12 protein-coding genes and 2 pseudogenes are annotated in these 13714 nt (G+C 61.4%); 11 read left to right on the forward strand and 3 right to left on the reverse strand.

Translation table 11 applies throughout. The features are described 5' to 3' along the window. Nucleotides 1-531 precede the first annotated feature (531 nt). Entirely contained in the window at nt 532-1134 is a 603-nt protein-coding gene (locus tag AC066Y_RS10150; protein WP_478273758.1) for a PepSY domain-containing protein, read from the reverse strand. Between the two features lie 650 nt (nt 1135-1784). Next, a complete protein-coding gene (locus tag AC066Y_RS10155; protein WP_478273759.1) occupies nt 1785-1994 on the reverse strand; it encodes a hypothetical protein in 210 nt (69 codons plus the stop codon). Nucleotides 1995-2114: 120 nt separating this feature from the next. Here AC066Y_RS10155 and AC066Y_RS10160 point away from each other — a divergent pair, with 120 nt between their 5' ends. Genes AC066Y_RS10160 through AC066Y_RS10170 form a run of 3 tightly spaced genes read left to right on the forward strand, consistent with a single transcriptional unit; the run spans nt 2115 to nt 3560 of the window. Continuing rightward, nucleotides 2115-2456, forward strand: coding sequence for a hypothetical protein (locus AC066Y_RS10160; RefSeq protein ID WP_478273760.1), 342 nt, complete (start codon nt 2115-2117; stop codon nt 2454-2456). 4 nt (nt 2457-2460) lie between these two features. Further along, the gene (locus AC066Y_RS10165; RefSeq protein WP_478273761.1) at nt 2461-2898 is read left to right on the forward strand and encodes a hypothetical protein; all 438 of its coding nucleotides are present in this window, start codon (nt 2461-2463) and stop codon (nt 2896-2898) included. Nucleotides 2899-2921: 23 nt separating this feature from the next. Further along, a complete protein-coding gene (locus AC066Y_RS10170) occupies nt 2922-3560 on the forward strand; it encodes a TetR/AcrR family transcriptional regulator (RefSeq protein WP_478273762.1) in 639 nt (212 codons plus the stop codon). A gap of 20 nt (nt 3561-3580) precedes the next feature. Here AC066Y_RS10170 and AC066Y_RS10175 read toward each other — a convergent pair whose 3' ends face one another. Then, nucleotides 3581-4243, reverse strand: a complete 663-nt coding sequence (locus tag AC066Y_RS10175; RefSeq protein WP_478273981.1) for a TetR/AcrR family transcriptional regulator — start codon at nt 4241-4243, stop codon at nt 3581-3583. 194 nt (nt 4244-4437) lie between these two features. Here AC066Y_RS10175 and AC066Y_RS10180 point away from each other — a divergent pair, with 194 nt between their 5' ends. The 8 genes and pseudogenes from AC066Y_RS10180 to AC066Y_RS10215 form a co-directional block, all read left to right on the forward strand. Further along, a complete protein-coding gene (locus tag AC066Y_RS10180; RefSeq protein ID WP_478273763.1) occupies nt 4438-5307 on the forward strand; it encodes a sensor histidine kinase family protein in 870 nt (289 codons plus the stop codon). After that, the gene (locus AC066Y_RS10185; RefSeq protein WP_478273764.1) at nt 5304-6437 is read left to right on the forward strand and encodes an efflux RND transporter periplasmic adaptor subunit; all 1134 of its coding nucleotides are present in this window, start codon (nt 5304-5306) and stop codon (nt 6435-6437) included. Before AC066Y_RS10180 ends, AC066Y_RS10185 begins: the two co-directional genes overlap by 4 nt. Then, nucleotides 6434-7510 carry an efflux RND transporter periplasmic adaptor subunit gene (locus tag AC066Y_RS10190; protein ID WP_478273765.1) on the forward strand — a complete coding sequence of 359 codons (1077 nt, stop codon included), beginning with the start codon at nt 6434-6436 and terminating at the stop codon, nt 7508-7510. Before AC066Y_RS10185 ends, AC066Y_RS10190 begins: the two co-directional genes overlap by 4 nt. Next, nucleotides 7507-10659, forward strand: coding sequence for an efflux RND transporter permease subunit (locus AC066Y_RS10195; protein WP_478273766.1), 3153 nt, complete (start codon nt 7507-7509; stop codon nt 10657-10659). The genes AC066Y_RS10190 and AC066Y_RS10195 overlap by 4 nt, the downstream gene beginning before the upstream one ends. A gap of 815 nt (nt 10660-11474) precedes the next feature. Then, nucleotides 11475-12085, forward strand: a pseudogene (locus AC066Y_RS10200) (patatin-like phospholipase family protein); the annotation flags it as partial. A gap of 147 nt (nt 12086-12232) precedes the next feature. Next, a complete protein-coding gene (locus AC066Y_RS10205) occupies nt 12233-12625 on the forward strand; it encodes a DUF3734 domain-containing protein (RefSeq protein ID WP_478273982.1) in 393 nt (130 codons plus the stop codon). Nucleotides 12626-12664: 39 nt separating this feature from the next. Further along, complete coding sequence (locus AC066Y_RS10210) at nt 12665-13456, forward strand: acetoacetate decarboxylase (RefSeq protein WP_478273767.1); 792 nt, start codon at nt 12665-12667, stop codon at nt 13454-13456. Between the two features lie 64 nt (nt 13457-13520). Next, a pseudogene (locus tag AC066Y_RS10215) lies at nt 13521-13622 on the forward strand (3-hydroxybutyrate dehydrogenase); the annotation flags it as partial. Nucleotides 13623-13714 lie beyond the last annotated feature (92 nt).

Consider the following 13714-nt stretch of genomic DNA (forward strand, 5'->3'; position numbering starts at 1 on the left):
TTGAAAGTTAGCATCCTAACGCAATATTGGAGGCCCGCGTCTTCGATCTTCAGCGAGTCCCGATTTTGATACATGCATTCATTGATACGTCCTGCCCGAGCGCATGAGCCAAATTTGTACCAACTCACCGGCCTAAGAAGCGCACCACTTGTTTCTTTTGCGGATTTCCCCTGTTTTTTCGCAGAATTCTGTGTATGTCCTATCCAGGACCGGACCGCTGAGATACATAAGTGACTGAAAATAAATGGAAATTTAGTTGTGCGCCCATGATGGATTGGATCTAGAGTTCAAGTTTTTCAAATAGATGGAGGGCGGCGTGTGCACGACGTGTGCACCGGGAGGTCAAGAAAAATCTATTGTCCGCAACTGTGAGCAGCCGGTCGGAGGCGTGGTGTGGACGTCGGCTCGACGCGATGGATGGACGAAAGCAGGGCCGTCACCTGCGACCGAGGCAAAGGCGAGTTCTTCTGATCTCTGAAACATCAGGTCGTGGTAACAGCGATCTGGCCCATCGGTTTAGACCTGCGTCGCCTAGCGGGGAGTTGCGCCTTGCTTACCGACTCTGGGCGGTTCGAGCGTGACCTCCTTCAAGCGGTCACCACTGGCGATGATGACCACGAAGTTGAGTTTGCCATCCTGCTTTATCAGACCTCCGGCTAGAGCGCTTCCCTCTGTAGCTTTCTCGGCGATGCGCACGGCGTCCGACAGCTCTTGCCCCACTGACTTCAGGGCAATGATATTGCCAAGATGATCTCGGTCGAGCTCCCTCAGCGATGACGAAACTTCCTTCTCTGTCACGCTTCCGGTATTCGCATCTATGACATTTTCCCAAAGTCTCTCATTGCCTACCGTTCGCACGCGATAAATGGCCGGACCGGAGATCTCAAGGCTGACATCCGCGGTCCTCGAACCGTCATGTAAATGCTCGGCGATCGCTACCGCCTGGCTGAGTGGTATTTTTATCGTGCGAAATTGCTCGATCAGGCGACGTATCGCCGCCTCATCGGCATCGCCTTGGGCGGCTACGCCCCTATTTGCGGCGTTCAAAGGTGAGTGGGTGACGTTGGCTCTCGCGCCCGTAGCAGCATACGTGGCGGACAAAACGATAATCGCTAACATTCGCTTCTTCGACATGATGAGGTAAATCCCGTGGCTATCCGTGAAAAACTGATCGGTGGTCTTATGGGTGTGCGAGGGTCCACGACGGGCCTATCGACACGAACCTTGGCTCTGCGAAGCGCACCGTTCGAGTGTGGTATCGAAACTCGAATGCCGACCAGGTCGCCGCCGCTTCCCGGACCGAGTCTGTGCGAAATTGCGACGTGGTTCCAAGGCAAGCCCGACTGCCCTCGTGCTTAAGTCGGCTTGATCAGAAACCCCCGGATCTAACTGCGCAAACGTTTCACGGACCTGGGGCGGGATTGCGGGGCTACCGTCACTCGCATCGGCTTGCTCGGATATTGACGCGGGCGCCTGTCGTGCGGCATCGGCCAAGGTGAGCGGCGAGGGGACTGCAGTCTTGCTATCCGGGAGAATGGGCGGGAAACCGGGCTGGCTGGTATCGATGATAACTGCTTCCGGTCCCTTCAGCTCGGAGCCGATCCGGATCGGCGGAAGCGTGGAGTACGATTTGATGAGCGTGTTTGGCGCGGGCGCCGGCAGCAGGGAATTGGCTGCAAAGAGCAGCACGAGCAACGCTCCGCCGACCCACATAAAGTAACCCCACACGGGAGCTTGAGTATCGACTGAGCTGCGCGCACGCATTGACAAGACGGATGTTCTGCTCACAGCGCCCGGGTCCCGTGCTGAAGTCCTTTCGGCGCGATGCAGGACCGCTCGCCGGCGAATGCTTGCAGCTCGGCAAGCAACGCTATCGTAACGCCCAGCAGCAGACTCAGGGCCACGAGGGACAGGGCCACGACCAGGTTCAGGGATGCGAGCGCAAGCCCCGGCCACGGATTTTCCTTTGCGAACGACCACAAGAGGGTTGACATTCTCTGCTCAATAAATATACTAAACCGTATAGTTCATATACATCCCGGGCCGCAGGGTGTGTCAAGAGCGAAGACTCACAAGCTCGTGTTCAGACAGTTCGACGGGCAGGGAATCGGAGCATGACGCTGCGTTCCCCGTTCGAAAGCGCGATGCCTCGGCAGAAGAAGGGATTTTGTATGTTCAAGTACACATTAGTAGTCATGCTGGCGGCGATGTTCGGCAACGGGACTGCCGTCGCGGAGGAGAACCGCGGCACTCCTGAACAGAGGGCAGCATGCGCGCCTGACGCCTTCCGGCTGTGCCTTAGCTACATCCCCGACGCCACGAACGTAGAGGCCTGTCTCCGGCAAAAAGAGTCAGCGCTGAGCGATGCTTGCAGGGCCGTCTTCGACCGCGCTGCGGAAACTGGCGCGGTCAGGACTATTGCGGCGCCCCGCCGCAGCGCGAGAGATGAGGACTGATCGCATGAACACGATTTATGCGCCCGCCTTTGCCGCGTTCGGGGGCTCGGCTTTCGGAGCGATCTCCACGATCGTGACAGGATGGGTGACCCGGCGCCGCAAGCTTCGCGAGCGCCATGATTCCCGGTCGATCGCCAAGCGCGAGCGGCTTTATAGGAGTTTCATCGAGGAAGCCTCTCGTCTCTACGCCGAGGCACTCGTCAGCGACAGATCCGAGATTCCGCAACTGGTCAAGCTGTACGCGCTTATCGGGCGGATGAGGATTCTTTCTAGCGATGAGGTGGTTCAAGCCGCTGAGCGGGCAGGTCGCCTGATCGTCGAAACCTACCTTTCGCCGAACCCCGAACTGGTCGATTTGCCAGAGCTCATGAAGGAGATGGATCCCTTGCGTCACTTCGGCGAAACCTGCCGGCGTGAATTGCATTCGATCGCATCTCACTGAGGTCGCAAGCGATGCAAGAGCGGATGCGCGAAGTCGAATTGTCGTGCATTCGTCGGCGGATCGTCCAAGCAGCGATGCGATTGCACCGCGAGATCGGTTTCAGGAAGACCACCGTCGCCGATATCGCTCGCGGGGCGTCGATGTCGCCCGCAAACGTTTACCGCTTTTTTCCTTCAAGGCAGGCGATCGAAGAGACGGTCGTGGCGGATCAGCTCGATCGCGTGTCCGCGGCTGCAACGCTTGCGGCTCGCGGCGACTCCGCTCTCGAGCGCCTGACGGCTGCTTTGAGGACGATCTCGCAGCTGCACCAACATCGGCTGGAGCACGACACCAAGCAACACGAATTGGTCGCCGCGGCGGTACGCGAGAACTGGGCAGTCGCCCTGTCTCACGCAGACCAGATCCGGGGGCTTGTGCGCGCGACCATCGCTGCCGGACAGGCGAGCGGCGAGCTACGACCGGGATGTGCAATGGCAATGGCCTGTTGCCTGCTTGAAGCAATGGAGGGCTATCTCAATCCGTCGCGGATCAATGCGGCTGCCGTTCTGCCCACATTCGACGAGATGATGGATTTCTGCGCCGGCGCCATGCGTCATGGACCGTGGGGGCGGCCGATCGGCCTGGCCGCCGATATCCGTCCCAAAGTCGTGGCGCAAGGATAGCTGCAGGGCCTTCGGCTGGTTCACGGTCTCCAGTCCGCCTCGCAAGCCGCGAGAAAGAAATTGACCCGCTCGTGCAGGAACGTCGGCAGCTCTTTTTTGAGATCTTTCAGTTCCTCACCCATCAGAGATCTCATCAGCATCGGAAGCAGAATGAGATCCATGAACATTTGAGCGGTCGCAACGCTCCGCTTTGCGCTGAAGGGGCCTTTGGCTGAGCGCGCGACCCTCTGCGTCGCCTCGTTCAAGAGCTGCGAAACTGCTCCAGCCGCGCGGTCGCGCGCCGCATCGTGAACATTCCGGCTCAACTCGGGAAATCGGCGCGCCTCGGCGATCGTTGCGCGCGTGAGGTCCAACGTGTCCTCGACAAATCTCTCCACGATCTCGATGCCGAGATTGGCGAGCTTTTCCTGGATGGTGCGGCCTGCCGGCGTGAACCCCTCGAAATCGGTCAATCCGTTGATGGTCCGCGCCACCACAGCCACGAACAGCGCCTCCTTGCCGGGGAAGTGGGCATAGATGGTCGGTTTGCTCGCAGGGGCCAACTCGGAGATGTCGTCGATACTGGCGCTCCGAAAGCCTTTCTCGAGAAAGAGCTGCTGGGCTGCATCGAGAATCCGTGCCTGGACGTCGCCGGCCAGGTTCTTGGGCGGCCTGCCGCGTTTCGGGCTTTTGTTCTTTGCCATCAGGATCTCCTCACCACGAGTTTTTGCGTGTCTGGATTCCACTTGACACGTGCCGGCAGGAAATGCAATGAAAAGAAAATATACGGTATAGTATAATTAGATCGTCAGTGCCTGCGCCGACTGATCCGGATGACCGGTCGATCGCCACAGGCGCGTTCGACCGCCGCCTGTTCGGCGCAACTGAGGAGACCGTCGTGAGTATATGCAGCCCGGGTTCGCCAATAGTGCAGCAGGGCATCCTGCTGCGCGAATTGAATCACCGGATCGATGGTGGGCTCGCCTCGGCAATCAACCTGGTCTCGGCCGCGGCCGTCCGGGTCGAGGACGCGGAGGCCAAGCGCGCCCTCAGCGACGTCGTCGAGTTGCTGCAGGGTTATGCCGATGTGCAACAGACGCTGGCAGTGCCCAAGGGCAAGGCGCTGATCGACGCCGCGACCAACATTCGCATGATGAGCTGCGCCGTGCGCCGTTCGTTGCTGGATCGGATGAACATCCGGCTGGCACTCGCAACCGAATCTCTTCCGCTCCAACCCGAGCGATGCCGGCAGCTCGGATTGATCGTCCACACGCTCGTCACCAACGCAGCGACGCATGCGAGCTTCGAGGCGCGGACCGGGGAAATCAAGATCAAGCTGACACGAATCGGTGCGCTGGTGAACTGCGTCGTCCTGGACAATGGATCGCGATCGTCACGGAGCGCTGCGAGGCGCGGACTGCGGCTCAGCAATGATCTTGCCAGAGGTCTCGGCGGCCGTGTCGAGCATGGCTTTGGTGACGAATTCACGTCCGTCGTTCTCTCGTTTCCGCTGTCAGCGCGTGAGCGGCAGGCGAACGGGGCGATGGCGAAACGTCGCATCATGCGATCGCCTCGCCGGCCAAACGTCAGCCCGCCCGATGCCTCGGCGACTTGCACAGGAGCGAGCTGCCACGATCGGGAGAGCCGCCCCATTGCGACCCGACCGGATCCGAATCCGGCTCACGGAGCCCAACCCGTTTCTGCCCGTCCAGCGGCGGATGTGCTGGGCGCGCTGATGTCACCCCGCCACCGCATGGACCTGCTATGACCCATCACGCTACGAACCACAGCGAAATCGATCAAGCTGCCCGCAAATGCAAGCTGAGGGGGCCCGGTGGCCTGGTCGTCGCGCTTGTTGGAATTGCGTTGAGTGGTTGCAATGATCATTCCGCCGCTCCCGTCACGCACGCTGCGATGGTGCGCACGGAGATCGTGCAGCCGCGCGACCGGCAAGCCTCCGTCACGCTGACCGGCGAAATCCAGGCCCGTTTCCAGGCTAACCTCTCATTCCGCATCAGCGGACGTGTGCTCGCGCGCTATGTTGACGTCGGCGCGCACGTCGAGGCTGGTGAGATCCTGGCGGTACTCGATCCCTCCGAGCAGCAGGCCGACGTCGATGCCGCGACCGCGGCGGTGCTGGCCGCGGAATCTCAGCTGCGCGTAGCCAAGGTAACTTTCGAACGGCAAAATGCGCTGATCGCAAGCGGTTTTACCACGCGGACGGTCTACGATCAGGCGCAGGAAGGGTTGCGAACCGCAGAAGGTGCGCTTGAAGCAGCAAAAGCCGAACTCGGAACGTCGAAAGAGGCCCTTGGGTATACGGCGCTGCGCGCCGAAGCGGCAGGCGTCGTCACCGCGCGCAATTTGGAAGTCGGCCAGGTCGTCCAGGCCGCGCAACCCGTTTTCTCGCTGGCGCAGGACGGCGAACGGGATGCCGTGTTCGATATCTACGAATCTCTCTTGTTTGGCGATCTCGACGAAAGGCGCGTGTCGCTGGCGCTTGTCTCCGACGCAGGTGTGGCGGCGAGGGGGCATGTCAGGGAGGTCTCACCCGCGATTGACGCGAAGAGCGCGACCATCCGCGTCAAGGTTGCCATCCAGGATCCGCCGGCAGCGATGACGCTTGGAAGCGCCGTTGTGGGAACTGTCAAAGCGAAAGCCCAGCAGCAGATCGCGTTGCCCTGGAGCGCATTGGCGGCGGCCGGATCGAAGCCCGCGGTTTGGACCGTCGATCCGGTGACGAAAACAGCTGCGCTCAAGCCGGTGACGATCGGCGGTTATGAAGCCCGTGAAGTGCTGATCAAGGCGGGACTCAAGCCGGGCGAGCGCGTCGTGATCGATGGCGGCAAGCTGCTGAGCAATGGCCAGGCCGTCACATATGAGGGAGACCCGTCATGAAGAGGGGCGCCATGATTGCAGCCGGCACGTTTGTATCAGCGCTCGCGCTGGCTGGATGTCAGCAGGACGCGAAAGCGCCCGAGCCTGTGCGACCCGTGTTGTCGACGGTCCTCGAGCCGAACCGCCCGGACGGCGTCGTCGCCGTTGGCGTTGTCGAGCCGCGGTACAAGACCAATCTCGCGTTCCGCGTCCTGGGACGTCTGACCGGGCGTCCCGTCTCTGTTGGCGCCCTCGTCAGCGAAGGACAAACGATCGGTGTCATCGATTCCATGGCTCTGGAGCTTGCGGTGCGCTCGGCGAAGGCTGAGCTCACCAAGGCCGAAGCGCTGCTGGCGACTGCCAAGGCGACGGAGCAGCGGCAGCGAACCCTCATCACAACCGACGCCACTACAAAGCAGACACTGGACAACGCCGAGCAGGCGCGAGCCGGTGCCGCCGCGTCGGTCGCGCACGCACAGGCGAACTTGATCAAGGCCATAGAGCAACGGGGTTATGCCCAGCTCAAGGCCGATTTCTCCGGCGTCGTCACTGCGGTGGGCGCAGAAGTCGGGCAGGTGGTCTCTCCTGGCCAAAATGTCGTGACGGTTGCGAGGCCCGACATCCGGGAGGCGGTGGTCGATATCGGAGAGGATTTCCCGGTGCCGCTTGAAATCGGCTTGCCGTTCACCGTCGCCTTGCAGTTGCTCCCCGCCGCCCGGGTCGAAGGCAAGGTTCGCGAGATCGCCCCGCAGGCAGACCCTGTGACGCGCCTGCGGCGAGTCCGCATCGCCCTGAACAATCCGCCCGAAAGCTTCCGATTGGGCACGACCGTCACCGCGACGCTAGACAAAACGCAAAGTCCGACATTGCGTGTCCCCGCCTCGGCGGTGCTCGCCAAAGGTGGCGCGAACTTCGTCTGGGTTGTCGATCAGCCGTCGAGCACCGTCTCGCTGCACAAGGTCGATCTCGCCGGGGACCCCGCAGGTGCCCGCGTCGCCGATGGGCTTTATCCCGGTGCGCGCATCGTGACCGCCGGAATCCACAGCCTCAAGCCAGGACAACACGTCCGTATCGAACAGGATCAGAACCCATGACGTCGTTCAACCTTTCCGACTGGGCGCTCCGCCACCGTTCGCTCGTCTGGTATTTCATGATCGCCTTCATGGCAGCAGGCCTCTTTGCCTATCTTCAGCTCGGTCGTCAGGAAGATCCCGACTTCACCATCAAGACCATGGTGATCCAGGCACAGTGGCCGGGCGCCTCGCCCGAAGAGATGACCCGCCAGGTCACCGACCGGATCGAAAAGAAGCTCGAGGAGCTGGAGTCGCTCGACTACACCAAGAGCGTGACGGTCGCGGGCCAGACCACTGTGTTCGTCTATCTGCGCGACACGACAAAGGCGGCTGACGTCAAGCCGACCTGGGTCCGCGTCCGCAACATGATCGCGGATATCAAGGGCGAATTCCCGCAAGGCGTGATCGGGCCGGGCTTCAACGATCGCTTCGGCGACGTGTTTGGCAACATCTATGCCTTCACCAGCGACGGCTTGACCCAGCGTCAGCTCCGCGATGAGGTCGAAGGCATCCGCGCCAAGGTGTTGACCGTGCCGGATGTGGGCAAGGTCGACATTCTGGGAACGCAGGACGAGGTGATTTACCTCGAATTCTCGACCCGGAAGGTCGCCGCCCTTGGCCTCGACGTCCACTCGATCATGGCCTCCTTGCAGGGACAGAACGCGGTCGCGCCGTCGGGCGTGTTCCAGGACGGGCCCGAGCGGATCAGTGTGCGGGTGAACGGTCGGTTCACGTCGGAGGCAAGCCTGAACGCTGTCAATCTCCGGATCAACGACCGCTTCTTTCCGCTGACCGACGTCGCGAGCATCACGCGCGGGTATGCCGATCCGGCGAAGACCCTCTTCAGGTACAACGGCCAGCCCGCAATCGGACTAGCCATCGGCATGAAGTCTGGGGCAAACCTGCTTCACTTCGGAGAGGCGCTCAAAGAGGAGATGTCAAAGGTCATTGCCGACCTGCCGATCGGCGTCGGCGTTCACCTGGTCGCCGATCAGCCTGTCGTCGTCGAGCATGCGGTATCGGGCTTCACTGAGGCGCTGTTCGAGGCCGTGGTCATCGTTCTCGCCATCAGCTTTCTCAGCTTGGGCATGCGCGCCGGGCTTGTCGTCGCAATTGCGATCCCGCTGGTTCTCGCCATTACTTTTGTAGTGATGGCCTATGCCGGCATTTCATTGCAGAGAATTTCGCTTGGCGCATTGATCATCGCGCTCGGCCTTCTGGTCGATGATGCCATGATTGCCGTCGAAATGATGGTGGCCCGGCTGGAGGTCGGCGATCCCCTCGAAAAGGCGGCAACCCACGTCTATACGTCGACCGCCTTTCCCATGCTGACGGGCACGCTGGTTACGGTCGCGGGCTTCATCCCGATCGGGCTGAACAGCAGCAATGCCGGCGAGTTCACCTTCACCCTGTTCGTGGTGATTGCGGTCTCCCTGATTGTGTCGTGGGTCGTCGCGGTGCTGTTCACCCCGCTGCTCGGCGTCAGCATCCTGCCGGCTAAGATGAAGGGCCATCATGAGGCGAAGGGCCGGCTGGCGCAGATATTCTCCCGTCTGCTGCTCGTCTGCATGCATCACCGCTGGATCACGGTGGGCGTGACGGTTGCAGCGTTCTTCGTCGCGTTGTTCGGCATGAGTTTCGTGCAGCAGCAGTTCTTTCCCTCGTCGGACCGAAGCGAACTGGTGATTGACTGGAATCTCCCTCAGAACGCTTCGATCGCCGAAACCAATGCGCAGATGGCGCGCTTCGAGCGCGAACAGCTGGAGGGCAATGGCTCCGTGGAGCATTGGTCGACCTATGTCGGCACAGGCGCGCCGCGGTTTGTGCTGTCGTTCGACGTGCAGACGGCCAATGCCTGGTTTGGCCAGCAGGTCGTCGTGACCAAGGGCGGCATAAAGGCGCGCGACCTCGTCAAGGCGCAATTCGAGGAATATCTGAGGAAGACGTTTCCAGGTACCGACACCTGCGTCAAGTTGCTCGAGGTTGGCCCGCCCGTGGGGCGTCCGGTGCAATATCGCGTGAGCGGACCTGACGTCGCGAAGGTCAGGGATCTCTCGCAGCAACTCGCCGGCATCGTCCGGAGCAACCCCGACCTCGGCAACGTCGTGTTCGACTGGATGGAGCCTGCGCGGGTCGTCAAGGTCGACGTGCTCCAGGACAAGGCCCGTCAGCTCGGCGTGACGTCGGAAGACATCGCCACCGCCGTGAACTCGGTGCTCGAGGGCACCCAGATCACACAAGTTCGCGACAGCATCTATCTCGTCAATGTCACGGGACGCGCGACCGCAGTCGAGCGCGGCTCGATCGATACGCTCCGCGATCTGCAGTTGACCGGACAGGGCGGACAATCGGTGCCGCTCGGGGCCGTGGCCAATCTGCGATACGAAATCGAGCAGCCGACCATCTGGCGTCGCGCGCGGATTCCCACGATCACGCTGAAGGCCGGTATCGTCACCAACGTCCAGCCGAAGACAATCATGGATCAGTTGGCACCGAGGGTGGCGGAGTTCAGTAAAGCACTGCCGGCGGGTTATTCGGTGGCAATCGGCGGCGCCGTCGAGGAGAGTGCCAAGAGCCAGTCGCCGATCGTGGCCGTCGTTCCGCTGATGCTGTTCGTCATGGCTACCGTCCTCATGATTCAGTTGCAGAGCTTCCACCGCTTGTTCCTGGTGTTCGCGGTCGCACCGCTTGCCGTGATCGGCGTCGTCATGGCCCTGCTGCCGAGCGGGGCACCTCTCGGCTTCGTTGCCATCCTGGGTGTGCTCGCGCTGATCGGCATCCTGGTCCGAAACTCGGTGATCCTGATCGTGCAGATCGAGGATCTAAGGAAGGAGGGGCATCCGGCCTGGGATGCTGTTGTGGAAGCGACCGAGCATCGCATGCGTCCGATCCTGCTGACGGCGGCGGCCGCGAGTCTCGCGCTGATTCCGATCGCGCGCGAGATTTTCTGGGGCCCGATGGCCTACGCGATGATGGGCGGCATCATCGTCGGCACGATGCTAACGCTCTTGTTCCTGCCGGCGCTCTATGTGGCGTGGTTCCGGATCTACCCAGTCCAAGACGATGGCCGGCCAATGTCTGAGACGGTTGACCCGACGCCCGAGACTCATTCGTCGACCCCGACTCTTGCGCCGTCCGCGCAGGTGCCGGTCCTTGAAACGCAAATCTGAAACGGAGACTATCATGTCCGGGAAGGCACTCTTGACGCTGTCCGTCAGCGTAGCGCTCGCAACGATTTCGTGGGCACCGACTGAGGTGTTTGCACAATTCCCCGGTCCGCCTCCAATGGGGCCGGGCAGCCCTCCGCCGATCGCGGTCGGCGGTCCTCCGGCATTCATAAGTCCACCTCCTATGGGGCCCGGCCGTGCGGCCCACGCCGGCCTTGGCGGTCCGGCTCCTCGGTTGGGCGCCGGCGCTGGTCCTCGCGGCGATCTAAGGGCGCTTGGCGGGGTCCCCGCCGGCGGTGGTGACGGACCCGCGGTTGCAGGCTCGGTCCAGGCTCGCTCTGCATCGGTCAGCTACAGCCGTTCCGGAAGCTTCAGCAATGGCTATGGCGGGCGGCGATACGGCTACGGTGCAGCCTACATCGCTGGAGGCTCTGCAGGCTATGCCTATGGCAGCTCGAACAATGGCAGTTATTCCGATAGCGATTGCCACTACGCCTACGGACGCCAGCGACGCGTTCTGATTTGCAACTGACAATCACGAACTCGGGGCTGACCTTGACGGAGATCGGTTGTTAATCCCTGCTGCGTGACGTCGAAACGGACCTTGGCATTGCGCCATCGTGTCGAGCTGGTTGGGACAGTCGACACTGGGGCGGGCGCATGTGGGTCTCAATCAGCTGCAGCACGAGCTTGTGAACGCGCGTGGCTTGACTAGTAAATAAACTAAACGGTATATTTTGTTAAGTCGGATGCCTTCGACGACCGCGATCCGGACAGAGGGCGGGCTTGAGCAACCGCATACCAAGAGCACACGAACCATGAACTTTCAGCCTCGACCACACCTCGCGACCGCCGACCGGCGTCTGCCATTCGATTGCATCGCGTTGCTATTGCAAGGCGGCGGCGCTCTGGGCGCTTACCAGGGAGGCGTCTACGAGGCCCTGGCGGAAGCCGACATCCATCCGGATTGGATTGCCGGCATTTCGATTGGAGCGATCAATGCTGCAATCATCGCGGGCAATCCTCCCAATTCCCGTGCTGACCGCCTTCGCGAGTTCTGGACGCAGGTGACGCTGGACACGCCGTTCACCGATCTGATGAATAGCGATCACACCCGCAATTTTCTCAATCAGGTGAATGCGAGCTTTGCGGCGATGTTTGGCGCGAGCGGATTCTTTTCTGCGCGGCCACTGGCGCCATGGCTGCAAGCGGGTGGAACGCTTGCCGCCACGAGCATCTACGACACGAGCGCGCTCAAGACGACACTCGAGCGCCTTGTCGATTTCGATCGTATCAACGCCGGCCTGACGCGGTTCAGCGCAGGGCCGTCAATGTGAGAACCGGCAATTTGGTCTATTTCGACACGGCTACGCATACGATTCGGCCCGAGCACATCCTGGCGAGTGGGGCGCTGCCGCCGGGCTTTCCGGCGGTCGAAATCGATGGCGAACACTATTGGGATGGCGGCCTCGTATCCAACACGCCTTTGCAGTGGGTGATCGAGTGTGGCGCCCGTCAGGACACGCTTGTGTTTCAGGTCGATCTCTGGAGCGCGCGCGGCCAGATCCCGCGCAATATGGCCGACGTCGTCACGCGTCAAAAGGAGATTCAGTATTCGAGCCGCACGCGGGCGAGCACAGACCAGTTCAAGAGCCTGCACCGGTTGCAACGAGAGCTGGCGGCTCTCTTGAGCAGGCTGCCTGAAGATCTGCGCGAGCAAGAAGACGTCAGGCTACTCAGGAGTGCTGCCTCTCACAACGTGCACAGCCTCGTCCACCTGATCTATCGTGCGCGGGGCTACGAAGGCCACTCCAAGGATTACGAGTTCTCCCGCCTCTCGATGCAGGACCATTGGCGCGCCGGATATCACGATGCGTTGCGCACCCTCCGTCATCCCGAGGTGCTGGCCCGCCCGACCAGTGCGGACGGCGTCTCCACCTTCGATCTTGAGCAGGATGGTCGCGAATAGGCCAGCCAACCGGTTATTCCCAGTCACAGGAGAAATTGAATGCACGAGAATGAAGTGGTGAGCCGCGCATTTGCAATGCCGCTCACCAATCCGGCCTATCCGCCGGGACCATATCGCTTCGTCGATCGCGAATACCTGATTATCACCTATCGCACCGATCCGGCGAAGCTGCGATCGGTCGTTCCGGCTCCGCTCGAATTTGATGAACGCGAAGCGCTGGTCAAATACGAGTTCATCCGGATGCCGGATTCCAATGGTTTTGGCGACTACACCGAGAGTGGCCAGGTCATCCCGGTGTCGTTCTGCGGTCGCAAGGGCGGCTACACCCACTGCATGTTCCTGAACGATGAGGGGCCGATCGCGGGCGGCCGGGAGCTCTGGGGCTTTCCGAAAAAGCTCGGCCAGCCGACGTTGCGGACCGAGATCGATGCGCTGATCGGCACCCTGGATTACGGACCGTTGCGGGTAGCAACCGGGACGATGGGATACAAGCACCGCGAAGCCGACCCGGCGCAAGTCAAGGCCGCTCTCCAGGAGCCGAACTTTCTTCTCAAGATTATTCCGCACGTCGACGGCAGTCTGCGGATCTGCGAGCTGGTCGAATATCACCTTGAGCAACTTGTCTTGAAAGGGGCGTGGACCGGACCCGCTGCGCTCTCCTTGATGCCTCACGCGCTGGCTCCGGTGGCCGATTTGCCGGTCCTCGAGGTCGTGTCCGCGATTCACATCCGCGCAGACCTTACGCTGGGGCTGGGCAAGGTCGTTCATGACTATCTGCAACAGCCGGTCCGGCGGCCGCTCCGGAGCTACGAGAGAACTCTGGTCACATGACGGACGGCTGCAGTTGGCCGCGCACGCCAAGCAACCTGCGGTCACAGATCAACAAGGAAAAGCAATCAGTGTCTTGAAAGGTAAAGTCGCAGTTGTGACCGGCTCGACCAGCGGCATCGGTCCCGCGTATGCGCGGGCCTTTGCGGGCGCCCGAGCCAGCATCATCCCAATCTGGTGAAGTTCAGCGGCCATGTCGGAAGATCGGGTGCGGTTCGCGCGTCGGTGACGGTCCACGACAAATATGCATCCGGCTCGGGA

It is taken from the genome of Bradyrhizobium sp. USDA3010, from assembly GCF_056429065.1.